This is a genomic window from Stenotrophomonas sp. YJH_SMC_69 (assembly GCF_059370495.1).
The window spans coordinates 169,082-190,716 of record NZ_JCAFTS010000002.1 but is presented as its reverse complement, the minus strand read 5'-3'; the positions used below and the strand labels follow the sequence as shown (position 1 = coordinate 190,716).

26 protein-coding genes are annotated in these 21,635 nt (G+C 68.3%); 13 read left to right on the top strand and 13 right to left on the bottom strand.

Annotated elements, in window-relative coordinates; translation table 11 throughout:
* Positions 1-2 precede the first annotated feature (2 nt).
* A complete protein-coding gene (locus AC5P8F_RS04000) occupies positions 3-719 on the top strand; it encodes a transporter substrate-binding domain-containing protein (RefSeq protein ID WP_495202304.1) in 717 nt (238 codons plus the stop codon).
* Positions 720-753: 34 nt separating this feature from the next.
* Here AC5P8F_RS04000 and AC5P8F_RS03995 read toward each other — a convergent pair whose 3' ends face one another.
* Positions 754-1,653: a LysR substrate-binding domain-containing protein gene (locus AC5P8F_RS03995; RefSeq protein WP_032959086.1), complete on the bottom strand. Its 900-nt coding sequence runs from the start codon at positions 1,651-1,653 to the stop codon at positions 754-756.
* Positions 1,654-1,751: 98 nt separating this feature from the next.
* Here AC5P8F_RS03995 and AC5P8F_RS03990 point away from each other — a divergent pair, with 98 nt between their 5' ends.
* Complete coding sequence (locus tag AC5P8F_RS03990) at positions 1,752-1,895, top strand: hypothetical protein (RefSeq protein WP_162838509.1); 144 nt, start codon at positions 1,752-1,754, stop codon at positions 1,893-1,895.
* Between the two features lie 7 nt (positions 1,896-1,902).
* Here AC5P8F_RS03990 and AC5P8F_RS03985 read toward each other — a convergent pair whose 3' ends face one another.
* Positions 1,903-2,469: a GIY-YIG nuclease family protein gene (locus AC5P8F_RS03985; protein WP_049439308.1), complete on the bottom strand. Its 567-nt coding sequence runs from the start codon at positions 2,467-2,469 to the stop codon at positions 1,903-1,905.
* Positions 2,470-2,601: 132 nt separating this feature from the next.
* Between AC5P8F_RS03985 and AC5P8F_RS03980 the strand changes: the two genes are divergently transcribed.
* Positions 2,602-3,396, top strand: a complete 795-nt coding sequence (locus AC5P8F_RS03980) for a D-alanyl-D-alanine carboxypeptidase family protein (protein ID WP_481453179.1) — start codon at positions 2,602-2,604, stop codon at positions 3,394-3,396.
* A 5-nt stretch (positions 3,397-3,401) separates the two neighbouring features.
* On the opposite strand, the gene AC5P8F_RS03975 is transcribed toward AC5P8F_RS03980, so the two are convergent.
* Both AC5P8F_RS03975 and AC5P8F_RS03970 read right to left on the bottom strand, forming a co-directional pair.
* Positions 3,402-3,995: a TetR/AcrR family transcriptional regulator gene (locus tag AC5P8F_RS03975; RefSeq protein WP_049439310.1), complete on the bottom strand. Its 594-nt coding sequence runs from the start codon at positions 3,993-3,995 to the stop codon at positions 3,402-3,404.
* Positions 3,996-4,011: 16 nt separating this feature from the next.
* The gene (locus AC5P8F_RS03970; RefSeq protein WP_495227616.1) at positions 4,012-4,608 is read right to left on the bottom strand and encodes an NAD(P)H-dependent oxidoreductase; all 597 of its coding nucleotides are present in this window, start codon (positions 4,606-4,608) and stop codon (positions 4,012-4,014) included.
* Between the two features lie 126 nt (positions 4,609-4,734).
* Here AC5P8F_RS03970 and AC5P8F_RS03965 point away from each other — a divergent pair, with 126 nt between their 5' ends.
* Entirely contained in the window at positions 4,735-5,268 is a 534-nt protein-coding gene (locus tag AC5P8F_RS03965) for a hypothetical protein (protein ID WP_014648608.1), read from the top strand.
* A gap of 57 nt (positions 5,269-5,325) precedes the next feature.
* Here the strand turns inward: AC5P8F_RS03965 and AC5P8F_RS03960 are convergent, their stop codons facing one another.
* A complete protein-coding gene (locus AC5P8F_RS03960; RefSeq protein WP_134966121.1) occupies positions 5,326-6,153 on the bottom strand; it encodes an isocitrate lyase/PEP mutase family protein in 828 nt (275 codons plus the stop codon).
* Between the two features lie 164 nt (positions 6,154-6,317).
* Here AC5P8F_RS03960 and AC5P8F_RS03955 point away from each other — a divergent pair, with 164 nt between their 5' ends.
* The 5 genes from AC5P8F_RS03955 (at position 6,318) to accC (ending at position 10,103) form a co-directional block, all read left to right on the top strand.
* Positions 6,318-7,046: a DOPA 4,5-dioxygenase family protein gene (locus AC5P8F_RS03955; protein ID WP_014648610.1), complete on the top strand. Its 729-nt coding sequence runs from the start codon at positions 6,318-6,320 to the stop codon at positions 7,044-7,046.
* A 273-nt stretch (positions 7,047-7,319) separates the two neighbouring features.
* On the top strand, positions 7,320-7,769 hold the full coding sequence (gene aroQ / locus AC5P8F_RS03950) for a type II 3-dehydroquinate dehydratase (RefSeq protein WP_032959080.1): 450 nt from the start codon (positions 7,320-7,322) through the stop codon (positions 7,767-7,769).
* Entirely contained in the window at positions 7,766-8,191 is a 426-nt protein-coding gene (locus AC5P8F_RS03945) for a lysozyme inhibitor LprI family protein (RefSeq protein WP_032959079.1), read from the top strand. Before aroQ ends, AC5P8F_RS03945 begins: the two co-directional genes overlap by 4 nt.
* 54 nt (positions 8,192-8,245) lie before the next feature.
* The gene (accB, locus tag AC5P8F_RS03940) at positions 8,246-8,725 is read left to right on the top strand and encodes an acetyl-CoA carboxylase biotin carboxyl carrier protein (RefSeq protein WP_005419696.1); all 480 of its coding nucleotides are present in this window, start codon (positions 8,246-8,248) and stop codon (positions 8,723-8,725) included.
* A 10-nt stretch (positions 8,726-8,735) separates the two neighbouring features.
* The gene (accC, locus tag AC5P8F_RS03935) at positions 8,736-10,103 is read left to right on the top strand and encodes an acetyl-CoA carboxylase biotin carboxylase subunit (protein WP_014648613.1); all 1,368 of its coding nucleotides are present in this window, start codon (positions 8,736-8,738) and stop codon (positions 10,101-10,103) included.
* 129 nt (positions 10,104-10,232) lie between these two features.
* On the opposite strand, the gene AC5P8F_RS03930 is transcribed toward accC, so the two are convergent.
* Together AC5P8F_RS03930 and AC5P8F_RS03925 are read right to left on the bottom strand one after the other, a co-directional pair.
* Entirely contained in the window at positions 10,233-10,607 is a 375-nt protein-coding gene (locus AC5P8F_RS03930) for a hypothetical protein (RefSeq protein WP_032959077.1), read from the bottom strand.
* The gene (locus tag AC5P8F_RS03925; protein ID WP_126411424.1) at positions 10,604-11,575 is read right to left on the bottom strand and encodes a hypothetical protein; all 972 of its coding nucleotides are present in this window, start codon (positions 11,573-11,575) and stop codon (positions 10,604-10,606) included. Before AC5P8F_RS03925 ends, AC5P8F_RS03930 begins: the two co-directional genes overlap by 4 nt.
* 164 nt (positions 11,576-11,739) lie before the next feature.
* Between AC5P8F_RS03925 and prmA the strand changes: the two genes are divergently transcribed.
* The 3 genes from prmA (at position 11,740) to fis (ending at position 13,861) form a co-directional block, all read left to right on the top strand.
* Positions 11,740-12,660, top strand: coding sequence for a 50S ribosomal protein L11 methyltransferase (gene prmA, locus AC5P8F_RS03920; protein ID WP_014648616.1), 921 nt, complete (start codon positions 11,740-11,742; stop codon positions 12,658-12,660).
* A 42-nt stretch (positions 12,661-12,702) separates the two neighbouring features.
* Positions 12,703-13,470 (top strand): DUF3426 domain-containing protein, encoded by a 768-nt coding sequence (locus AC5P8F_RS03915; protein ID WP_495227615.1) that lies wholly within the window; start codon positions 12,703-12,705, stop codon positions 13,468-13,470.
* 115 nt (positions 13,471-13,585) lie between these two features.
* Entirely contained in the window at positions 13,586-13,861 is a 276-nt protein-coding gene (gene fis, locus AC5P8F_RS03910) for a DNA-binding transcriptional regulator Fis (protein WP_005419706.1), read from the top strand.
* 126 nt (positions 13,862-13,987) lie between these two features.
* Here fis and AC5P8F_RS03905 read toward each other — a convergent pair whose 3' ends face one another.
* The 6 genes from AC5P8F_RS03905 to AC5P8F_RS03880 are packed head-to-tail and all read right to left on the bottom strand — an operon-like array spanning position 13,988 to position 19,788.
* The gene (locus AC5P8F_RS03905; protein ID WP_014648618.1) at positions 13,988-14,983 is read right to left on the bottom strand and encodes a phosphatidate cytidylyltransferase; all 996 of its coding nucleotides are present in this window, start codon (positions 14,981-14,983) and stop codon (positions 13,988-13,990) included.
* Entirely contained in the window at positions 14,980-15,609 is a 630-nt protein-coding gene (locus AC5P8F_RS03900; protein WP_014648619.1) for a lysophospholipid acyltransferase family protein, read from the bottom strand. The genes AC5P8F_RS03905 and AC5P8F_RS03900 overlap by 4 nt, the downstream gene beginning before the upstream one ends.
* A 13-nt stretch (positions 15,610-15,622) precedes the next feature.
* Complete coding sequence (locus AC5P8F_RS03895) at positions 15,623-16,060, bottom strand: hypothetical protein (RefSeq protein WP_111205600.1); 438 nt, start codon at positions 16,058-16,060, stop codon at positions 15,623-15,625.
* Positions 16,057-17,385, bottom strand: a complete 1,329-nt coding sequence (locus AC5P8F_RS03890; RefSeq protein ID WP_425604378.1) for a phosphatase PAP2/dual specificity phosphatase family protein — start codon at positions 17,383-17,385, stop codon at positions 16,057-16,059. The genes AC5P8F_RS03895 and AC5P8F_RS03890 overlap by 4 nt, the downstream gene beginning before the upstream one ends.
* Positions 17,385-19,136 carry a bifunctional alpha/beta hydrolase/class I SAM-dependent methyltransferase gene (locus AC5P8F_RS03885; RefSeq protein WP_495227614.1) on the bottom strand — a complete coding sequence of 584 codons (1,752 nt, stop codon included), beginning with the start codon at positions 19,134-19,136 and terminating at the stop codon, positions 17,385-17,387. Before AC5P8F_RS03885 ends, AC5P8F_RS03890 begins: the two co-directional genes overlap by 1 nt.
* A gap of 34 nt (positions 19,137-19,170) precedes the next feature.
* Complete coding sequence (locus AC5P8F_RS03880) at positions 19,171-19,788, bottom strand: CDP-alcohol phosphatidyltransferase family protein (RefSeq protein ID WP_111205601.1); 618 nt, start codon at positions 19,786-19,788, stop codon at positions 19,171-19,173.
* 208 nt (positions 19,789-19,996) lie between these two features.
* Between AC5P8F_RS03880 and purH the strand changes: the two genes are divergently transcribed.
* On the top strand, positions 19,997-21,580 hold the full coding sequence (purH, locus tag AC5P8F_RS03875; protein WP_046429857.1) for a bifunctional phosphoribosylaminoimidazolecarboxamide formyltransferase/IMP cyclohydrolase: 1,584 nt from the start codon (positions 19,997-19,999) through the stop codon (positions 21,578-21,580).
* Positions 21,581-21,635 lie beyond the last annotated feature (55 nt).

Sequence of the window (21,635 nt, the reverse complement as noted above, 5' to 3'; positions counted from 1 at the left end):
GCATGTCCCTGGCCGATCATCGTGGTGCGCTGGCACCGCTGGGCTTCCTGCGCGTGGCCATCAACCTGGGCAATCCAGTACTGGCGCAGGGGGACGCGCGCTCACCGCGCGGGCCGTCACTGGAACTGGCCACGGCATTGGCGCAGCGCATGGGCGTGCAGGCACGCTTCACCTGCCACGACGCCGCGGCCGCGGTGGTCGCTGCAGCCAGCAAGGATGCCTGGGACCTGGCCTTCCTGGCCATCGATCCGGCGCGCGCCGGCCGCATCGCCTTCAGCGCCCCCTATGTGGAGATCGAAGGCACCTACCTGGTGCGCGAGGACAGCCCTGCGCAGCAGGTGGCCGACCTGGACCGCGATGGTCTGCGCATCGCGGTCGGTCGTGGCGCCGCCTACGACCTGTTCCTCAGCCGCGAACTGCGCCACGCCATGATCGAGCGGGCCGAGACGTCGGCCGCTGCCATCACCCTGTTCGATCTGCAGCGCCTGGATGCCGCCGCCGGCGTGCGCCAGCCGCTGGCCGCCTGGGCGCAGGCGCATCCCGGCCACCGCGTGCTGGCCGACCGTTTCACCGTGATCCAGCAGGCGGTCGCGGCGCCGGCCTCGCGCCCGGCCGATGCATTGCAGGCGCTGTTCGAGGAAGTGGAGGCGATCAAGGCAGGCTCGTTGCTGGGCGAAGCCTTCGCCCGTGCCGGGCAGGCGGTTACGTTGGTACGGTGACCGCGGGACACACGCAGTCGAGCATGGCTCGACGCTATAAATGCGCGTCTGCCATGTGCCGGACGTGCTCGGCCGCCTGAGCGTGCAGCCAGTCGCGGAAGGCCAGGAAGCCGCGATGGCGGGCCGAGCGCTGCGGGTAGACCAGCCAATGCGGCCAGGCGGTTTTCAGTCGCAGGCTGGACAGCGCCACCAGTTGGCCCGAATCCAGCAGCAGGCGCGCCCGCGTCACCCGTCCCAGCGCTACGCCCACCCCGTCCAGCGCCGCACGGTGATGCGCCTCCGAATCATCCAGCACCGCCACGAAGCGCGGCGGCGGGTTCTGCCCACTCAGCGCGAACCAGGCGCCCCACGCGCCATCGGGATCCCCCAGCAGCGGCCACTGGTTCAGCGGCACGCGGTCGATCCCTCCCATGCGTTCGATCAGCGCCGGGCTGGCCATCGGCAGCAGCCACTCGTCGAACAGCGGCTCCACCACCAGGCCCGGCCACTGCCCGCTGCCCAGCCGCAGCGCGGCGTCGAACTGGCGCTGTCGCTCGAAGTCAATCAGGCGTTCACTCGACTGCAGGTTGATCTCGATCTGTGGATGCTCGGCAACGAAGTGCCCCAAGCGCGGCACCAGCCACGCCGACGCCATCGACGGTACCGCGCTGATCGTCAGCACGTGCTCGGCGCGTGCGGCATAGGGCTGGAAGGCCTCGTTGATCGCATCCAGATGCGGGCCGACCTGGTCGAGCAGGCGCTGCCCTTCCAGGGTGAGGGTGACGCCGCGTGGCTGGCGGACCAGCAGTGGCTGCCCCAGCCGCTCTTCCAGCTGGCGCATCTGATGGCTGAGCGCACTGACGGTCAGGCTCATCGACGCCGCTGCGCGTGACAGGTTGCCCAGCCGCGCGGCGGCCACGAAGCCCTGCAGGGCGTGAAGGGGCGGACGGGACATCAGGCTTGAATTCCTCTCAAGGCATGCTTGCGGAAATGTCGCTTTTTCCCGGTCAATGCTGCCCGTATCGTGCAATCCACTCAAGTGGAGGGACGCTCATGAACATCTACGGCAGCCTGTTGTTCCTGCAGGGCCACGTGGCCAACGCCGAACTGGCCCGGCAGCTGGCCTGCCCGTCCACCGGCTCCCCCACGGGTGCGCCGCAACCGGCCGCGCCGGTTCAGAAACCGCGTGGCCGTTGAACACGGCTCAACCTGCATACCAACGCTGGACGTGTTCAGGCAGCCATGGCATTGGGTCGATATCCAGCGCCCGGCAACCGTCGAGGGTGTCACGCAGCACGCGCTCGCCGGGGCCACCGGGCATGCGCAGGCCATCCTCTTCCGGTAGCTGCACCGCCGCCCAGTCGTGCAGCCGGTCCATGCGCAGGCGCTGGGCGGCCTGCAGCCAAGCCTTGAGCTGGAAACAGCGATAGCCCTGTGCGCCCAACGCATCAACCGCGAGCGACAACGCCTGGTTGGCACCACGCACCCATTCGGTGCGACCTCCGGCCTTGTCCTGGACCGTCATCGGCGCCGGCGCGCGGTGCGCCTTGAACGGCGAACGCAGCTGCAGCTCCAGATCACGCGCATCGCGCTCGCTCTCCGCTTCCACCAGCGTACCGGCATCAAGGTCGAAGAACTCGAACCAGCGCCGGTGCAATGCGCTGATGCGCCCGAGCGGATCGCGTGAAAAGCCGATCTTCGCGTAGTCCTCCCACGCACAGGGGAAGACGTAGGCGAAGACACGACCGTCGATGCGGATATGCGACTGCATGTGCGCAGGCTGCCTCCACTGCAGCCCGGGCGCAACCGGGCGTTGCGGTGGGCGCCGCAGGGCTTTGGCAGTACGGCTTCATGCAGCCGCTTCGGACTATCCTCGCTGGCTGTCGCTGTCATCACCGCCACCATGCCTGCTCCTGCGCCTGCCCACCTGCCGGTCTCGTCCATCACCCTGGACGCGGCAACCTTCGCGGTGGTCCACCAGCACAACGCGGACATCGCGCGGCAACCGGCCTCGCTGACCAAGCTGATGACCGCCTACGCCGCTTACGGATGCGTCGAAGAGAACGGTGGCACGTGGGACCAGGCGGTCACCATCGCCGCCGAGGATGTGCATGCCGTAGCCGATGATGAAACACGCATGGGCCTGGTGCCCAGCGAAACAGTCACGCTGGCGCGCCTGCTGGAAGGGTTGATGATCGTCTCCGGCAATGATGCGGCGCTGGCCATCGCACGCCATCTGGACGGATCACAGCCTGCGTTCCTGGGCCGCATGAACTGGCACGCGCGCCAGCTTGGCCTGCGCAGCACGCGGTTCGCCAGCGTGTCCGGCATCACCACCCCGCACCATGCCTCCAGCGCGCGCGACATGGCGGTACTCGCCGCCTGCCTGCTGAATGACCATCCGCAGATCCTGGCAATCACCGCGCAGCGCACGTTCGCGCATGGCCGCTTCAGCCGCAGCAACCAGAACGCACTGCTTGGCGAAGACGGCGTGGATGGATTGAAGACCGGCTACACCCAGGCCGCAGGCTTCTGCCTGGCCGCCACTGCCTGCCGGGCTGTGCCCGGGCGGAACCTGCCGGTACGCCTGATCACCGTGGTGCTGGGCGCTGAAAGCCGCGACGCACGCGATGCCCTTGTGCGCGAGCGGCTGGCCGCCGGGTTTGCGGCGCTGGCCGACACCACCGCCGACGCCTGAGCGGATCAGCGCCGCTTGACCGTCGCCACGATCAAGCGCTGCAGCTCGGCCTCGGCGCCGACCTTGTCCAGCGCGCCTGCCGCCACGGCTTCGGACAGGGCTTCGGCCGCACCGAGAATCGCCCAGCGTCCGGCCAGGGGGACCGTGCCATCGGCCGCAAACGGGCCCAGCCAGGTGTCGCAGTTGTCGATGAAGTCCTGCTGGTAGCGCCGACGCACTTCATGGAGTTCCGGCGCGCCCACCAGCGCAGCGAGGATGCCCTGCACTTCACTGCCCTGGCTGAGGACGCAGTCGATGTAGCCGGAGGCGATGGCCGCCGCACGATCGGCCAGCTGCGCCCTGGCACGGCCGATACGCTCGTGGAAGACCACCGTCTGCCGCCCGTCATAGTCATCGTAGAGCGCGGCCAGCAGCCCGTTGCGGGTCACGAAGTGATCATAGGCCACCGGTTTGGTCACACCGGCCGCCTCGGCCAGCCGCCCCAGCGTCAATGCGTCGGTGCCTTCGTCGCCGACCAGCGCCCAGGCCACGTCCAGCAACTGGCGGGCGCGTTGCTCGCGGGTCAATCGGCGGCGCGTGGGAGCGGCGTTGGCAGGCATCGGTGGAGCACGGCGGTCAGCGCATCGGAGCACCGATTTTACGGCCGATCGCCAGCGCGGTCTGCAGATGCGCTTCGGCTGCACCGGAATCGGCGTCCAGCAGCAGGTCGGACGACAGCACGCGCGCGCCGCAGTAGTCGAAGATGCCCATGTCGATCTGGGTCTTCATCGCCGCACCGTAGCCGCGCCGTTCGATCATGTCCGCGCCAGCCCCGCCGATGCCGACCAGATGCACGCCCAACCGCTGCAGCTTTTTCTGCACCTTGCCATCGGCGCCGTCCTGGTAGGCCCAGCCCTGGGTGAACACACGATCGATCCAGCCCTTCAGCAGCGCGGGGAAGGACCACCAGTACAGGGGATAGACCAGTACCAGCGTGTCGGCAGCCTGCAGCCGCGCCTGCTCGGCGGCGACGTCAGCCGGAGTTGCGCCGATGCCACGGAACAGCGCCTCGTCCTGCATGTTGAAGCGCGGATCGAAGCCTTCGGCCATCAGATCGGCGTGGGTCACGCTGTTGGCGGCATCCGACGCGGTGATGGCTTCGCCGATGCGCCTGGCGATGGCATGGGTCAACGCGCCGGGTTCAGGGTGGGCGGTAACGATGAGGGTGTGCATGGGGCATGTCCGGAGTTCACTAACTACCAATAGTAAGTAGTGTCGCCCGGGATACCAGCGCCATGCGTGGGACGCTGTTTCCGCATCCACCGTATAGTGCGGCGGTTCCCACTGAGCTGCCCGACGATGCACCGGTATCTGCTTGCCCTTCTGCTGGCCCTGCCGATGGCAATGGACGTTACGCCCGCGCTGGCCGGTGAACTCAGTCCGGAAGACTCGGCCGCATTGCGCAAGGAGGTGCAGGCGATGATGGGCGCCTTCGCCCGTGGCGATACCGAGCTGATCATCGCGCGTACCCATCCCAGCCTGAAGCAGCTGGCCGGTGGCGACGAGGCCTATGCGCGGGCGACCCGCGACACCGTGAAGGCGCTGCGCAGGGCCGGCGTCAGCATCATCAGCGACGAGGCAGGCGTGCCGGGCCGCACCTATGCGGCCGGTGACGAGGAAGTCTGCTTCGTACCGCGCCAGTCACTGCTGCGCGTGCGCGAAGCGCCGATGCGCAGCACGTCATTCATGGTTGCTGTGCGACGCGTCGGTACAACGCAATGGCGCTATCTGGACGGCGCGGCGATGCTGGACAACCCGGCACTGCTGCGGCAACTGCTGCCGGCGCTGGAGCCGGGCGTGACGCTGCCCAGGGGCGGGATGGAAGCGCTGTAGTCGCAGGCGCGCGTCCATCCACGCCCGGGCTCGATCCATTGCAGGCCTGGGCGTGTGTCAGCGGAACAGCGCGTTCAACGCCGCGCCCGAAGCCGCCTGCTGCAGGCCATCGAAGCGGCCGTCCTGCATGATCGGCTCGATGGCCTGCATCAGCCCACCCCACGCGGCTCGCGCCAGCGCACCGCCCAGGCTGACCCGTCGCACGCCGAGTGCGGCGATGTCCTGCAGGCTCAGCGGTGTCGGTCCACCGACCAGCAGGTTCACCGGCTTCGCCCCCGCAGCGGCAACCACCGCGCTGATCTGTTCGGGCGTGCTGATGCCCGGTGCATACAGCACATCGGCGCCGGCCTCGGCATAGGCGCGCAGGCGCTGCAGGGTGTCCTGCAGATCCGGCACGCCAACGAAGAAATTCTCGGCCCGCGCGACCAGCAGCACATCGCCCCCCGCGCGGTCGATGGCCGCACGTGCCGCACACAGTCGCTCGACCGCCTGCCCGATCGGCCGCAGCGGCGCATCGGCCACGCCGCTGGCGTCCTCGATCGACAGCGCCGCGATACCGGTGTCGATGGCCGCCGCCACCGCCTCGCCCACTGCCTGTGGCGTGGCGCCGAAGCCATCACCGAAATCGGCGTTCAACGGCAGCGGTGTCGCGGCCGCCATCAGCCGCAGATGTTCCAGTGTGGCCTGCAGCGAAACCGCCCCATCCGGCCGCCCTTCACTCCAGGCGCAGCCGGCACTGGTCGTGGCCAGTGCCTGGAAGCCCTGCCGCTGCAGGTAGCGGGCGCTGCCCACGTCCCACGGATTGGGCAGCACGAAACAACCTCGCGCATGCAGCTGGCGGAAACGCGCGCGCTTGCGCTGGGTGTCGGCATCAAGCGGGGTCATGGCGGGGTCCCGGGCGGCGGACCTGCACCCTAGCCCACGCTGCGGCGGCACTCAATCACGGCGTGGGCCAACGTGCATGAGGTGATGCCGGCTGCTTATTGGACACCACCGTGCACGCTGCCCGAGCGTGCTTGCCTGCCACACAGTGCCCCACGGAGCCCCAGATGCACCCGGACCCGCAGACCCTGATCGACGCCGGCGACGATGACGCCCATTGGGCCGACCTGCTTTCACCCGCGCGCCGTCGCCTGATCGCGTCGGCCGGGCTGGCCGCTGGCGGCCTGGCCAGCGCGTCGGCTGCCACCGCAGCCGCGCGCAGCGACAACGCCGTGAACACCACCGAACCCGGGCGACCCGGCTTCCGAGCCATCGTTCCGCCAGCGCCCGAGGGCCGCAGCCCATGGGGCCAGGCCACGGCCAGCGAGCCTACCCCGCGGCCGGCCAGCGTGCGCCCCGGCGAGGCCACGCTGCCCACCCGGCCACGTGCCTACACCGCCATCAAGAGCTACCACGCCCACATCTACTTCGACGAGGACAGCTTCGAGAAGGCCGCGCTGCTGCGGCGCTGGGCCGCCGAGCGCTTCCCTGTGGAGCTGGGCAACTGGAACCTTGAGCCACGCGGGCCGCACGTCACCCCGTCGTTCTATTTCGGCTTCACCAACGACCTGTTGCCGGTGCTGGTGCCCTGGCTGCAGCTCAACAGCCTGGGCCTGACCATCCTGATCCACCCCAATACCGGCGATGGCCGCGCTGACCATCTGCATTACGCGTTGTGGGTGAACCGCGCGCAGCCGGTCAATGCCTACAACTGGCCGGCGCCGAAGCCCGGGCAGCCGGAACCGCTGGAAGAGGTGTTCCCGAACGTGGTGCCGACGGTGCCGCTGGAGATCTGAGCGGCCGGGTGCCGGACAGCTCCATGTTGGGGCGCAGTGTGCTGCCCACCGAACCCCGTCTCCCCGCATGGCGTGGATGCCGGCATCGTCGGCCTACGTGCACGCATCCCCGTCCAGCACCACGTTCAGCGCGCCTTGATCCAGCGCCCGCCATACGGCCGCAAGCGCTCCGGCAGATTTCAAACATACGATTGAAACGCTGCAAACTTCGCCGAACTGGACAGCATCCGCCGGTTCCGCCAGACTGCCGCCCTTTCCCGTCTTCCGGATCCCATGGCGAAGCTGCTGGTCCTGCACGGCCCCAACCTCAACCTGCTCGGCACCCGCGAGCCGGAGGTCTACGGCCACACCACGCTGGCCGACATCGACCAGGCCCTGGCTGCCCAGGCATCGGCCGCCGGACACACCGTGGAACGCCTGCAGTCCAACGCCGAGCATGTGCTGGTGGACCGCGTGCAGGCTGCGCGCAGCGACGGAACCGCTTTCATCCTGATCAACCCCGCCGCCTTCACCCACACCTCGGTCGCCCTGCGCGATGCGCTGGCGGCGGTGGCGGTGCCGTTCATCGAGATCCACCTGTCCAACCCGCATACCCGTGAGCCGTTCCGCCAGCACAGCTACTTCAGTGACAAGGCAGTGGGCGTGGTATGCGGTTTCGGTGCCGACAGCTACCGCTACGCGATGGACGCGGCGCTGCTGCGCGTGCAGGCGGCCAGCGCGTGAAGATGCCGCCGCGCGTGCTTGCCGGCATCCTGCTGTGGGCCGGTCTGTGCGGCGCCAGTGTCGCTGCCGAGCGCGCGGCCGCGGGCATCGACTGCGCACAGGCAAGCGGCGGCTACGAGCGCGACATGTGCGATTCCGATCGCCTGGATGATGCCGACAGCGCATTGAACGCCGTCTACGCGCAGGCGCGTGGCGAACTGAAGGCGCAGGCAACCGATGGCAGCTGCAGCCGCTGCGCGGCGGCCGAACAGCAGCTGGTGAAGGCCCAGCGCATCTGGATCACCTTGCGCGATGCAGATTGCGAGGCGGTGTATGCCTTCAATGCAGACGGCACCTCGCGCAACCCCGCGAAGATGCAATGCCTGATCACCCAGACGCGCGACCGTACGCGGCAGCTGCGCGAGTTCTACGAACTGCTTTGAACCGAGTGCAACCGCACTCTCCACCACACTGACATCACGAGCAAAGAGGCCACCATGGATCTCCGCAAAATCAAGAAGCTGATCGACCTGCTGGAAGAGTCGAACCTGGCTGAAATCGAAATCAAGGAAGGCGAAGAGTCGGTGCGCCTGTCGCGCGCCCCGGTGGCCGGCTATGCCGCCCCGGTCGCCGCGCCGGTGTATGCCGCTCCGGCCGCCCCGGCGCCGCAGGCGATGCCGATGCAGTCGCCGACCGAAGCCTCCACCGGCGGCAGCGCCAAGCCGGGCCCGGCACTGCCGGAAGGCCACGTGCTGCGCTCGCCGATGGTCGGCACCTTCTACGCCTCGTCCGCCCCGGACAAGCCGGCCTTCGTCACCGTGGGCCAGCAGGTCAAGGAAGGCGAAACCCTGGCCATCATCGAAGCGATGAAGATGTTCAACCCGATCGAAGCCGACACCTCCGGCACCATCGTTGCCATCCTCGGCGAGAACGGCCAGCCGGTGGAATTCGACCAGCCGCTGTTCGTGATCGGCTGAGGGGCGCGCCATGCTCGACAAAGTCGTCATCGCCAACCGAGGGGAGATCGCGCTGCGCATCCTGCGCGCGTGCCATACCCTCGGCATCCGCACGGTGGCCGTGCACTCCACGGTCGACCGCAACCTCAAGCACGTGGCCATGGCCGACGAGTCGGTCTGCATCGGTCCGGCGCCGTCGCCGCAGAGCTACCTCAACATCCCGGCCCTGATCGCGGCGGCGGAAGTCACCGATGCCCAGGCCATCCACCCGGGCTACGGCTTCCTGTCGGAGAACGCCGACTTCGCCGAACGCGTGGAAGAATCCGGCTTCATCTTCATCGGCCCCAAGGCCGACACCATCCGCATGATGGGTGACAAGGTCGAAGCCATCCGCGCGATGAAGGCCGCGGGCGTACCGTGCGTGCCCGGCTCGGGCGGCCCGCTCGGCGAGGACATCGTCGCCAACACCAAGATCGCCCGCGAGATCGGTTACCCGGTCATCATCAAGGCGGCCGGCGGTGGCGGTGGTCGCGGCATGCGCGTGGTGCACGCCGAAGCGTCGCTGAAGACCTCGATCGAAACCACCAAGAGCGAGGCCAAGGCCGCGTTCGGCAATGGCGAGGTCTACATGGAGAAGTTCCTGGAGAATCCGCGCCACGTGGAAATCCAGGTGCTGGCCGATGGACAGGGCAATGCCATCCACCTCGGTGAGCGCGACTGCTCGATGCAGCGCCGCCACCAGAAGGTGGTGGAAGAGGCACCGGCGCCGGGCATCACCGCCGAGCAGCGCGAGCAGATCGGCAAGGTCTGCGTGGAAGCCTGCATCCGCATCGGCTACCGCGGCGCGGGCACGTTCGAGTTCCTGTACGAGGACGGCCGCTTCTACTTCATCGAGATGAACACCCGCATCCAGGTGGAGCATCCGGTCACCGAAATGGTCACCGGCATCGACCTGGTGGCCGAGCAGCTGAAGATCGCCGCCGGCCAGAAGCTGTCGATCAAGCAGAGCGACGTGGTGCTGACCGGCCATGCCATCGAGTGCCGCATCAACGCTGAAGATGCTGAAACCTTCGTGCCGAGCCCGGGCACCATCACCGGCTTCCATCCGCCGGGTGGCCCCGGCGTGCGCGTGGACACCCACATCTACAGTGGCTACCGCGTGCCGTCGAACTACGACTCGATGATCGGCAAGCTGATCGTGCACGGCCCGGACCGCGAAACCGCCATTGCCCGCATGCGGGTGGCACTGAGCGAAATGGTGGTCGATGGCATCAAGACCAACATCGCCCTGCAGCAGCGGATCATGCGTGACAAGGGCTTCCAGGCCGGTGGCCAGAACATCCACTACCTGGAAAAGCGCCTGGCCGAGCGCAAGAACAAGCCGATTGCATTGACCTGATCGGCGCCAGGTGCTGGACATGAAAAGGGCGGGGATCTCCCCGCCCTTTTCTGTTCCTGTAGAGCCGGGCCCATGCTCGGCTTGCCGCCAAGCACAGCCGAGCATGGGCTCGGCTCCACAGCGAGCACGTCAGCGCTTGTCGGCCACGTCGGCCGGAATCTGCGAATGGGCCAGCGGCCGCACGCCATTGGGCGAGGTCGGATCGACGATCACCATGGTTTCGGTCGAACCATCGGGCCACACCACCTGGAAGGTGCTGCCGGCCGGCAGTGAAGCGAATGGCATGCCACTCTGCGCGCGGTAGACCGCAGCGACCTGGCTGGCACCGGCGCGGCGCACGTCTTCCTGCGCCTTCACCGTGGTCAGCTCCACCTTCGACAGATGCCGGTAGCGGTCCTCGTAGGTATCGATCATCAGCAGGCCAACCGCCCCAGCCGAGTAGGCCACGAACAGCGCCACCCAGAACCAGAACTTGGCCCCATGCAGGAATCGACGGTAATTCATCGCCCGTCCCTCTTTCCAACCAATCGCTTGATCCATTCCTTCATTTTCCCAGCACCTTGCCGCGATACCGCAGCGTCATACACGAAATCCCGGAAATCCTGCGCTCCATCCTGCGAACAGATCCCTCCGTTCGCACAAAAATTGTTGACCAGCACGCTGTCCGCTCCACAGGCCAGGCCGAGTTCACAGGCCGCAAGCCGCCATGCAAGTTCACTGAGCTGCTCGCCCGCCACCAGCCCGTCAAGCGCGCGGTCACCGGCCGCACGCACGCCCATGCCTGGCGCGATGGCCATGTAGGCCTCGGGGTCGCGCGAGGTACGCACGCGCTCGACCAGGTCGCGGCGGTACTCGGCACTGTCATGCAAGGGCTCGCCCTCGGCGAACAGCGACGCTTCCGCGGCCAGGTTGCCCTGCGCGGCCGCCTTGCGGCGTTCGGCCAGCACCAGCGCCGCGCCCAGCTTGTCGCCCGGCACGAAACCGCCACACCGCTGTGCCACCCGCTCGCGTGCCTCGATCATCGCCGGCGCCGCAGTCAGGCCCAACCCGCTCAGTACGTTGTTGTCCAGGCGGTAGCCACCCGGATCCAGTGCGTACTGCGCGCAATAGTCATAGACGCGGCTGAGCATCCAGCGCGCCTCGTGATTGCCGTTGTCGGCCTGTGCGCGCAGGCGCTGGGCGTAGGCATACAGGTCGCTGGCGTCTTCGATGTCGGCGCGCAGGTCCAGCGGCAGGCCCGACGGCAGCGTGTTGCCGCGCTCGAAAGCCGCCAGCCGACGCGCCAATGCTTCCGGCACCACCGGCAGCGGCGCTCCGCCGTCACGGCTGGCCATGACCAGCGGCAGGTCCGGCGACGCCGACGTCGACGCCACGCCCGCGGCATGGCCGCTGGCCCGATACCCGGCCACGCCCAGCACGGCCACCGCCGGCAGCACGAGCAACCAGGTTTTCAGGGTCGGAGCGAAGGCCATCGGCGGTGGTGAGCGTTCACGGCACACAGGAAAGCGCCGAGTTTAGCAAGGCCCGGCAGGCCTGTCTGAACTGCCCCCATTCATCTCAAAGCGGCATCTCAGGCAATACGGAGACGCCCCGATGGTCTAGCATTGCCCCCTTTCCCGCGACTGTCCCCACCGCCATGCCGTTCCTGGAACTGACCCTGCGCTGCACCGAAGCCACCCAGCCCCGCTATGAAAATGCGCTGGAGGACGTCGGCGCACTGGCCGTGACCCTGCTTGATGCCGAAGCCGACACCAGCAACGAACAGGCCATCCTCGAACCCGGCGTGGGGGAAACGCCGCTGTGGGACACCCTGGTGCTGAGCGCGCTGTTCCCCGCCGACAGCAATGCGCTGCTGCTGCTGGCCGCCCTGGAATCCTTCGACCCGGAACTGGACTGGAGCAATGGCAGCTTCCGCGCGGTCGAAGACGAAGACTGGGAGCGCGCATGGCTGGACCAGTTCCAGCCGATGGATTTCGGCAGCCGCACCTGGATCGTGCCGTGGAACCATGAACTGCCGGACGCTGCACAGGCCGCCGATGCCGCCGTGGTGCGGCTGGACCCGGGCCTGGCCTTCGGCTCGGGCACCCACCCGACCACTGCCCTGTGCCTGCGCTGGCTGGACCAGCTGGCCGTGGACGGCCAGCTGCAGGGCCAGCGCGTGCTCGACTTCGGCTGCGGCTCGGGCATCCTCGCGCTGGCCGCGCTGAAGCTGGGCGCCGCCGAAGCGATCGGCGTGGACAACGACCCGCAGGCGCTGGTCGCCACCGCCGACAATGCCGAGCGCAATGGCGAGCAGGCCCGCATGCAGGTGTACCTGCCGCAGGACGAACCGGTCGCCACCTACCCGATCGTGGTCGCCAACATCCTTGCCTCGGCGCTGGATGCGCTGGCCGAGCTGCTGGCCGCACGCGTCGCCGCCGGCGGTCGCATCGCCCTGTCGGGCATCCTGCAGGGTCAGGAAGGCGAACTGCTGCAGCGTTATGCCGCGTGGTTCGACGATCTGCAGGCCACCCAGGATGGCGACTGGATGCGCATCACCGGCACGCGCCGCGCCTGATCGTGATTGAATGACCGCTGGATCCGAGTCCGCGCCCTGAGCATGTCCGAGCCGAACCCGCCGCGCCGCCCTTTGGCCACCTTCCTGCGCCCCGCGTCGGAAGGCGAGGCCGCACCTGCGACCGACGCGCGCACGCCCGACCCGTCGGCGCATGACATCCCTGCCGCGAAGTCCGGGGACCCGGTCGACGCGGCGCTGCCGCCGATGGCGGAGACGCGACAGCTCGATGACACCGTCATCGTCGACGAAGCGACCGTGATCGAACCCGTCCTTGCCGGCCCGGCCGCGCAGGCGGTGGCCGGCGATGCGCCGAGCTTCCTGGGCACTTCGCGGCCGCGCGCGCTGCCGACGCCGCGCTGGCACTGGGTGCTGGTCGCCGGGCTGGCACTGCTGCTGGTACTGCAGAGCGTGCTGGCCGATCGTGCGCGACTGGCCGCCGACGCCGGCAACCGCACCTGGCTGGGCGCACTGTGCGGCGTGCTGCGCTGCAGCCTGCCGGCCTGGCACGAGCCGACCGCGTTCACCATGACCAGCCGCGAGATCCGCCCCCTGCCCGGCCAGGCCGGTGTGCTGCAGGTGCAGGCCAGCATCCGCAACGATGCGCGCTGGGCACAGGCCTGGCCGGACCTGCGCCTGTCACTGTCCGATGCCGATGGCCGGGTGATCGGCAGCGGCGTGTTCACGCCCGCGCAATACCTTGGCGAAAGCCCGGCCACGACCGTGCTGGAACCGGGCCAGAGTGCGCGCATCGCGTTCCGCGTGCAGGAACCCGCCGCGTCCACCGTCGCATTCACCTTCGACTTCCTCTGACCAGGGTAGAGGCGACCAGCCGTGGCAGGTCGGGCACGCTCGCGCTAGACTGGCCGCCACCACCTCGTCCGGCCGCGCGCTCCGCGCGCACGGGCCAACCGAATCGGGAACCCCCTTGAACGCTGTCCTCTCTCGTCCTGACAACAGTCGTGGCGCTCCCCGGCCACCGCTGCGTGAACACGTCGCCCAGTCCGTGCGCCGCTACCTGCGTGACCTTGATGGCTGCGACGCGGACGATGTCTACGAGATCGTGCTGCGCGAGATGGAAATCCCGCTGTTCGTGGAAGTGCTCAACCACTGCGAAGGCAACCAGAGCCGCGCCGCCGCGATGCTGGGTATCCACCGCGCCACCCTGCGCAAGAAACTGAAGGAATACGGCATCAGCGCCTGAGCGCGCGCGGGTAGTGCCGGCCGCTCGCCGGCAACCCCATGAACGATGGCAGGATGTCGCAGTTGCCGGCCAGCGGCCGGCACTACCGGTAGATCCACGCCATGCGTGGATGCAGCCCCGGCGGGATCACCCGCCGCCGCCCGCCTTCCAGTAGTACCGCACCACATGGAAGAACACCGGCGCGGCGAAGCACACCGAATCTAGCCGGTCGAGCATGCCGCCATGGCCCTCGATCATGTGGCCCCAGTCCTTGATCCCACGGTCGCGCTTGATCGCCGACATCACCAGGCCGCCCCAGAATCCCATCAGGTTGATCAGCAGCGACAGGCCGAACGCCTGCAGCGGCGTGAACGGGGTGATCCACCATAGCGCCGCCCCAAGCGCGCTGGCGCTCAGCACGCCACCCACGAAGCCCTCCACCGTCTTCGACGGCGACAGCTTCGGCGCGATCAGGTGCCGGCCCAGCAGCTTGCCCCAGATGTACTGCAACACGTCCGAGGACTGCACCACGATCACCAGGAAGGCGAACAGCAGCACGTTGCGCGAGGGGTCGTGACCGGGCACGTGCAGGTTCAGCAGCAGCGGCACGTGCGAGATGCAGAACACGCAGATCATCAACCCCCACTGCACCTTCGCGGTGCGCTCCAGGTAGTGCGTGGTATCGCCACCGATGGTCGACAGGATCGGCAGGAACAGGAACGCATAGACCGGGATCAGCAGCGTGTACATGCCGTACCAGTCGATCCACACCAGGTAGTACTGCCACGGCAGCACGATGTAGAACGCAGCCAGCAGCGCGTAGTAGTCGCCTGAACGGGTCGGTGCCAGGGTGATGAACTCGCGCAGCGCGAACAACGAAATGATCGCGAACAGCACGATCACCCCGGCGCGACCGAAGAACAGCGCCAGCCCGACCACGATCGCCATCACCCACCATGCACGGATACGCGACACCAGGTTGGCGATCACCGCGCTGGGCTGACCGCGCTGGCGCCAGCGCAGGGTCTCGGCCACCAGCGTGGCCAGCACCAGCACCGCGCCGACGCCGGCAAACAGCAGGCCGGTCTGCTGGCCGACACTCTGCGTTGCCAGATCGCCAGATACATCCAGCACGAAACTCATGCACGACCTCCATTCGGCGCCAGGTCCAGCAGCGCCTGCCGGCTGCGGGCCAGGAATGCGGCCTTGTCCTCGTCGGCCTGCAGCCGCAGCGGCGTGCCGAAGGTGGCCGTGCACAGCAGCGGCAACGGCAGGAACCGCCCCTTCGGCATCACCCGCTTCAGGTTGTCGATCCATACCGGCACGAACTCCAGCTCCGGCCGTTGCCGCGCCAGATGGTAGATGCCGCTCTTGAACGGCAACAGCGGTTCATCGCCGATATTGCGCGTGCCTTCCGGGAACAGGATCAGCGAGCAGTCTTCGTCCACCGCATCGCGCAGTACCTGCAACGGGTCCTGCTGGCGATGGCCGGCCTCGCGCTCGACCAGAACACCGTTGAACACCGCATCGATCAGGTAGCGACGCAGGCCATCACGCTGCCAGTACTCGGCCGCGGCCACCGGGCGCACCTGGCGCCGCAGTGCCGGTGGCATCGATGACCAGATCAGCACGAAGTCACCATGGCTGGCGTGGTTGCCGTAGTACACGCGGCGCTCGCTGGACGGCGCGCAACCGATCCACAGCGCGCGTGCGCCGGTCACCACATGGATCGCGCCACTGCAGGCGCGGGCAATCAGTTCGGCAAACATCGGTCACTCCCATTCACGTCTGCGGCCACACCACGGCCAGCACCAGCAGTGCGAACTGCACTGCGGTCAGCAGGTACTGGCGCAGCAGCAGGCGGCGCATGCCGGACCAGCGCGCATCCCAGCCACGCAGTGGCGCATCGGGCGACGCGCGGCGCAGGCCACTGTCGTGCAGCAGCTGATCGATGCGGCGTGCGGCGGCTTCGCCCTCCAGGCCTTCATCGCGCAGCAGCTGCAGCAGGCTGGCATCCAGCCCCACCCGCCACGCGTGGTAGGCCTGTGCGATGCCCGCGGCAACACTGAGCAGCAACAGGCCGGCAGCGATCATCGCCAGCCCCGGCTCGGTGCCGAGCAGCAGCAGTGCCACCAGCAACAGGCCCAGCGACAGCAGCGCCGGCCAACGCCCCTGGCGCAGCAGCAGCTGCATGGTCACCAGATCAGGAACCGTGCTCATGCGCGCGCTCCTGCCGCAGCAGTGATGGCATGCAGATGCGCCGCGTGCAGCACGATGCCGGGGCGTGCAGCCCGCACGATCGCCACTGCCGCGTTCGCATCGGCGGCACGACCACTGCGCAGCAGCCAGGTGGCGACGCTGGCGGCACTACGCGAATAGCCCAGCGCGCAGCACACCAGCAGCGGCCCCTGCACGCGCAGACGCTCGATGGCATCGGCCGCCTCGCGCAGCTGTTCTGGCGTGGGCACCACCAGGTCCAGCATCGGCACGCTGGCATACGCCGCGCCCGGCGCGCGGCAGGACAGTTCAGCACAGGTATCGACCACGCCGACCAGCGGTGTTGGCAACGCAGCACAGGGAATGCGTCCCAGCCACACGTCATCCATCACCGGCACCGGCTGCGGCGCACGCCGCGTCCACAGCCGCGAATTGACCCAGGCTGCGCCCAGGTACGGCGCCAGCAGCCAGCGTGCCGCCATGGTCAGGCGACCATCGGCGCGCTTCTGGAACACCGCGGTACCCAGCCCGGCATAGGCCAGCGCCACCAGCAGCAGCGACACCACCGGCCACAGCAGCCACAACGCGGCGCCACGCAGAAGCACCACCGGCACCAGCAGCACAGCGGCCCCCAGCAGGTACACCCCCGCCAGGCGCCAGCGCTTGGCATCACGTGCCGTGCGCCATGCACGCAGCGGTGGCGTGCCCTGCTCCGGCCACAGCCAGACGCACAACCAGCCGGCCAGCAGGCCGGTCGGGATATCGATGAAATGATGCTGGAACGTGGTCAGCACCGAGACGCCGATCAGCAGCGCCCACACATGCAGCACCCAGCGCCACACGCCGTGCAGGTACTGTGCGAACTTCACCCACAGCACGATCAGCAACACGATGTGCAGCGACGGTGCTTGGTTGAACGGCTTGTCGAAGCCCAGCAGCACATCGAACAGCCAGCCGAACACACCGCCGATCTCCGGACGCTCGAAGCTGAAGCGCAGCGGCCACAGCAGGAAGCAGCTCACGGCGATCAGCTGTGCGCTGAACAGCCGCAATGCGTGCCGGTCCAGCTCCAGCCGTTGCCGGCACAGGAAGAACGAGACCGCGTAGAACAGGTCGATCGACCAGTACGGCACGATCGTCCATGGCACGAACGGGATGCGGGTCTCCCAGCCGAACGCCATCACCGGCAGGGTGGCGTGGCGGCCGGCCATCCAGTTGGCGAAGCCATAACTGGCGAAGAAGAACGGACCCAGCAGGGCCAGCCACAACAGGGCGCGCCGCCAGGGGCGCCCCTTTGCGGCCAGTGGGGATGCGGCGAGCGTCGCCATCACGCGGTCCGGCGCGCCAGCGATACGGTGAAGATGCCGAAGTCGTCGATACGCTGCGCCACCTTCTCGAACCCGGCCAGGCGCACCAGCTCGTCCATCTCCTGCTGGGTACGGCGGCGCATCACCCACGCCGCGCCACCGCGGTGGCTGGTCAAGGCACGGGCAATGAATTCCAGCTGCGGGTGCCAGGGCTGGCCGGTATAGGCCAGGTAGCCACCCACCGGCACCGCTGCGGCAATGCCCTGCAGCGAGCGCAGCACGGCGTCGTTGTCGGGGAACAGTTCGTACAGGCCCGAGACTACCGCCAGCGTCGGCGCTGGATCGCCCTTGGCCAGCTGTGCCGGGTCGAACGCATCACCCTGCTCGAAGCGCGCGATGTCGGCCGCGCCCAGGCGCTGGATCAACGCCTGGCCCTGGGTCACGTTCAGATCGCTGAAGTCGCGCAGCACGATGCGGTCGGCGCGCTGCTCGCCCTGGCCCAGTGCTTCCAGCACATAGCGGCCATGGCCGGCGGCCACGTCCAGCACCCGCACCGGCGTGCCCTGCCCGCGCAGGCGCTGTGCGGCGTCGCGCAGCAGTTCCTGCAGGTGCTGGCCACGCACTCGGATGCCACGCCAGCCGATCGCATCCAGGTAGTTGCGGTCGACCATCCGCCCCAATGGGCCCTTGCCGCGCGCCTCATTCCGGTAGATGTAGTCCAGCGTGCTACCGGAATCGAAACCGGTCTGCAGGCCCAGCGCGATGCCTTCGGACAGCGTGCCGCCGAAGCGCAGGCCGCCACGTACCACGCGCCAGCGCAGGTCGGCCAGGCTGTTGCGTTCCGGTGGCCAGGCCAGGATCTCCGACTCTTCGAAGGTCGGCCCATGGCGGTGCGCGTCGCGCCGTGACAGCTCGCGCAACGGTTCGGCGAAACGCGCCTGGATGAAGCTGCGGATGCGCGCCAGTGCCGGTGCCCGATCGCGCTCGCCCAGCGTGTCGTGGAAGAAGCCCGGCAGGTGCACCCGCTCCTTGATCGGGCTGGACAGGCGCTCATAGAAGCGATCCTGCGGGCCACGGTGCACCACGAAATCCGAGCCGGACACCAGCAGCTGCACCGGCACGCTGATCGCCTGCGCATCGGCCACGATGCGGTCGGCCGCTTCGTACAGGCCCAGCAGCACGCGCACCGAGATCGGCCGGGTGATCAGCGGATCGGTACGGTAGCTTTCCACCCGCGCCGGGTCATGGGTCAGCCACTGCGGCTTGACGTAGCTGTTGACGAAGAAGTTGCCGCGCAGCTTCTGCATCAAGGTCAGGCCCGGCCGCGCGAACGGCACGTACAGCTTCACCTTGAACGCCGGTGAAGCCATCACCAGCGCACGCAGGCGTGGCGCGTAATCGTGCACCCAGGTCGCGGCGACCACCGCCCCTACGCTCTGCGCGATCACCACGATGTCTTCCACCGCAATGCCGTGCTCGGCGCCGATGTGGGCGATGAAGCTGTCCAGGTCGCGCACCAGCGCCGGGAAGCCCGGTGCATCGCCACGCGCACCCGGCGAACGGCCATTGCCGCGCGCATCCCAGGCGAAGAAGGCGGTGTCTGGCAGGTCCAGCTCATCGACCAGGTGGGTGACGCGCCCGGAGTGCTCGTGGCCGCGGTGCAGCAGCACGATGGCCCGGGTGGCCGGGGTGGCGGTGGTGCCCGCCCAGTACCGGTAGAACAGCGGTACCTGGTCGAAGCTGTGGAATTCCCGTTCCTGCGCCTGACGCATGCAATCTCCTGATTGTCTTTTTGTATCTGCTTGATTAATTCGACGAAACCGCCGTTTCCCGCAGTCCGCGACGGACGCGGTTGATCATGGTCAGCATGCACAGCACCGCCATGGCCGCAGCCACGCCAGTGACCGTCATCGCGCCAACCCACTCAGACGCCAGCAGCAGACCCAGCACGCCGACGACGAAGGCGCGGTCACTCTTGCCCATCGGGCCGTCATAGCGGCGGCTGGCACCGACCATCAGCCCCAGCACCCCGGCGTACTCGCTCAGCGCCGCCGTCCAGGCCAGCAGCCACAGCACTTCCGGGCGCACGCCCGGCACGCTGAGCAGGCTCAGGTACAGCGCCGCATCGGCGATCACATCGCACAGCTCGTTCAGATAGGCGCCCAGCCGCGACTGCTGGCCGAACTCGCGGGCCAACATGCCGTCCACGGCGTTGAGCGCCATGCGCAGCAGCATCCACAGCGGCAGCAGCAGGTACAGCAGGGGCTGGGCCGGCGCGCAGCACCAGACGGCGGCAGCGACCAGCAGCGAGACCACGGCCGCGGTCACGGTCACCGCATTGGCGGTGATCCCCATGCGGTACAGACCGCGTACGGCCGGACGCAACAGGTCCTGAAAACGTCCTTTCAATGCATAGATCGACACGATCCGAACCCGCTGATCCTTGGCAGTTCCGGCACAGCCTACCCGATTGGAGCAGCGCGCCCCATCGAATTGCTTGCGGACCGTCCCCGGCCAGGCTGTGCTGAAGGCGGCCACAGGCCGTGGGTGCGGGTCGATTTTCCCCGCCGGCGCCCGCCACCGGCCCCCACCGCCTACAATATCGGCCCCGCTCCGCTGCCGATTCTGTCCCATGACTGCTGATCTGTTGCCCGTCCGCCGGGCCCTCCTCTCCGTTTCCGACAAGACCGGCCTGGTCGAGCTGGCCACTGCGCTGGCGGCACGCGGCGTGGAGCTGTTGTCCACCGGCGGCACCGCCAAGGCGATCCGCGATGCGGGCCTGGCCGTGAAGGACGTGGCCGAGGTCACCGGCTTCCCGGAAATGATGGACGGCCGGGTCAAGACCCTGCACCCGATGGTGCACGGCGGCCTGCTGGGCCGCTCCGGCCTGGATGACGCAGTGATGGCCGAGCACGGTATCGGTGCCATCGACCTGCTGGTGCTGAACCTGTACCCGTTCGAATCGGTCACCGCCCAGGCCGACTGCACCCTGGCCGACGCGGTCGAGAACATCGACATCGGCGGCCCGGCCATGCTGCGCTCGGCGGCCAAGAACTTCGCCCGCGTGGCGGTGGCCACCGATCCGTCGCAGTACGCCGAGCTGCTGGCCTCGCTGGAGGCCAACAACGGCCAGCTGACGGCGGCCACCCGCTTCGCATTCTCGGTGGCCGCGTTCAACCGCGTCGCCCAGTACGATGCGGCGATCAGCAACTACCTGTCGGCGGTCACCGCCACTGACGCCGCCGTGCCGGCCCGTGCCGAGTACCCGGCGCAGATGAACTCCACCTTCGTGAAGGTGATGGACCTGCGCTATGGCGAGAACCCGCACCAGAGCGGCGCGTTCTACCGCGACCTGTACCCGGTGCCGGGCACGCTGGCCACCTTCCAGCAGCTGCAGGGCAAGGAGCTGAGCTACAACAACCTGGCCGACGCCGATGCGGCGTGGGAATGCGTGCGCCAGTTCGATGCGCCGGCCTGCGTCATCGTCAAGCACGCCAACCCGTGCGGCGTGGCCGTCGGCGCCGGCAACGGCGATGCCTACGAGCTGGCCTACGCCACCGACCCGACCAGCGCCTTCGGCGGCATCATCGCCTTCAACAAGCCGCTGGATGCCGCCACCGCCAAGGTGATCCTCGACCGCCAGTTCGTCGAAGTGCTGATCGCCCCGGACTACGAGCCGGCCGCGCTGGAGTACGCGCAGAAGAAGGCCAACGTGCGCGTACTGCGCATCCCGCACGGCGACGGGCTGAACAACTTCGACAGCAAGCGCGTCGGCTCGGGCCTGCTGCTGCAGTCCTCGGACAACCGCGGCATGACCCGCGACGAACTGAAGGTGGTCAGCAGGCTGGCGCCGACCGACAAGCAGTTCACCGATCTGCTGTTCGCCTGGAACGTGGCCAAGTTCGTGAAGTCCAACGCGATCGTCTATGCCAAGGACAACCGCACCATCGGTGTCGGTGCCGGCCAGATGAGCCGCGTGTACTCGGCCCGCATCGCCGGCATCAAGGCCGCCGATGCGAACCTGGTGGTCGAGGGCTCGGTGATGGCCTCCGACGCCTTCTTCCCGTTCCGCGATGGCATCGATGCCGCTGCAGCCGCCGGCATCAAGGCGGTCATCCAGCCGGGCGGTTCGATGCGCGATGCCGAAGTGATCGCCGCCGCCGACGAACATGGCCTGGCCATGGTGTTCACCGGCGTGCGCCACTTCCGCCACTGATCCGCATCACCAAGCCGGGCCCTGCCCGGCTTTTCTCTTCCGTACCCGAGAACCC

Excerpts from the sequence above, each read along its gene's own strand:
- AC5P8F_RS04000 (WP_495202304.1), top strand. The coding sequence starts at position 3 with ATGTCCCTGGCCGATCATCGTGGTGCGCTGGCACCGCTGGGCTTCCTG.
- AC5P8F_RS03995 (WP_032959086.1), bottom strand. The coding sequence starts at position 1,653 with ATGTCCCGTCCGCCCCTTCACGCCCTGCAGGGCTTCGTGGCCGCCGCG.
- AC5P8F_RS03990 (WP_162838509.1), top strand. The coding sequence starts at position 1,752 with ATGAACATCTACGGCAGCCTGTTGTTCCTGCAGGGCCACGTGGCCAAC.
- AC5P8F_RS03985 (WP_049439308.1), bottom strand. The coding sequence starts at position 2,469 with ATGCAGTCGCATATCCGCATCGACGGTCGTGTCTTCGCCTACGTCTTC.
- AC5P8F_RS03980 (WP_481453179.1), top strand. The coding sequence starts at position 2,602 with ATGCCTGCTCCTGCGCCTGCCCACCTGCCGGTCTCGTCCATCACCCTG.
- AC5P8F_RS03975 (WP_049439310.1), bottom strand. The coding sequence starts at position 3,995 with ATGCCTGCCAACGCCGCTCCCACGCGCCGCCGATTGACCCGCGAGCAA.
- AC5P8F_RS03970 (WP_495227616.1), bottom strand. The coding sequence starts at position 4,608 with ATGCACACCCTCATCGTTACCGCCCACCCTGAACCCGGCGCGTTGACC.
- AC5P8F_RS03965 (WP_014648608.1), top strand. The coding sequence starts at position 4,735 with ATGCACCGGTATCTGCTTGCCCTTCTGCTGGCCCTGCCGATGGCAATG.
- AC5P8F_RS03960 (WP_134966121.1), bottom strand. The coding sequence starts at position 6,153 with ATGACCCCGCTTGATGCCGACACCCAGCGCAAGCGCGCGCGTTTCCGC.
- AC5P8F_RS03955 (WP_014648610.1), top strand. The coding sequence starts at position 6,318 with ATGCACCCGGACCCGCAGACCCTGATCGACGCCGGCGACGATGACGCC.
- aroQ (WP_032959080.1), top strand. The coding sequence starts at position 7,320 with ATGGCGAAGCTGCTGGTCCTGCACGGCCCCAACCTCAACCTGCTCGGC.
- accB (WP_005419696.1), top strand. The coding sequence starts at position 8,246 with ATGGATCTCCGCAAAATCAAGAAGCTGATCGACCTGCTGGAAGAGTCG.
- accC (WP_014648613.1), top strand. The coding sequence starts at position 8,736 with ATGCTCGACAAAGTCGTCATCGCCAACCGAGGGGAGATCGCGCTGCGC.
- AC5P8F_RS03930 (WP_032959077.1), bottom strand. The coding sequence starts at position 10,607 with ATGAATTACCGTCGATTCCTGCATGGGGCCAAGTTCTGGTTCTGGGTG.
- AC5P8F_RS03925 (WP_126411424.1), bottom strand. The coding sequence starts at position 11,575 with ATGGCCTTCGCTCCGACCCTGAAAACCTGGTTGCTCGTGCTGCCGGCG.
- prmA (WP_014648616.1), top strand. The coding sequence starts at position 11,740 with ATGCCGTTCCTGGAACTGACCCTGCGCTGCACCGAAGCCACCCAGCCC.
- AC5P8F_RS03915 (WP_495227615.1), top strand. The coding sequence starts at position 12,703 with ATGTCCGAGCCGAACCCGCCGCGCCGCCCTTTGGCCACCTTCCTGCGC.
- AC5P8F_RS03905 (WP_014648618.1), bottom strand. The coding sequence starts at position 14,983 with ATGAGTTTCGTGCTGGATGTATCTGGCGATCTGGCAACGCAGAGTGTC.
- AC5P8F_RS03900 (WP_014648619.1), bottom strand. The coding sequence starts at position 15,609 with ATGTTTGCCGAACTGATTGCCCGCGCCTGCAGTGGCGCGATCCATGTG.
- AC5P8F_RS03895 (WP_111205600.1), bottom strand. The coding sequence starts at position 16,060 with ATGAGCACGGTTCCTGATCTGGTGACCATGCAGCTGCTGCTGCGCCAG.
- AC5P8F_RS03890 (WP_425604378.1), bottom strand. The coding sequence starts at position 17,385 with ATGGCGACGCTCGCCGCATCCCCACTGGCCGCAAAGGGGCGCCCCTGG.
- AC5P8F_RS03885 (WP_495227614.1), bottom strand. The coding sequence starts at position 19,136 with ATGCGTCAGGCGCAGGAACGGGAATTCCACAGCTTCGACCAGGTACCG.
- purH (WP_046429857.1), top strand. The coding sequence starts at position 19,997 with ATGACTGCTGATCTGTTGCCCGTCCGCCGGGCCCTCCTCTCCGTTTCC.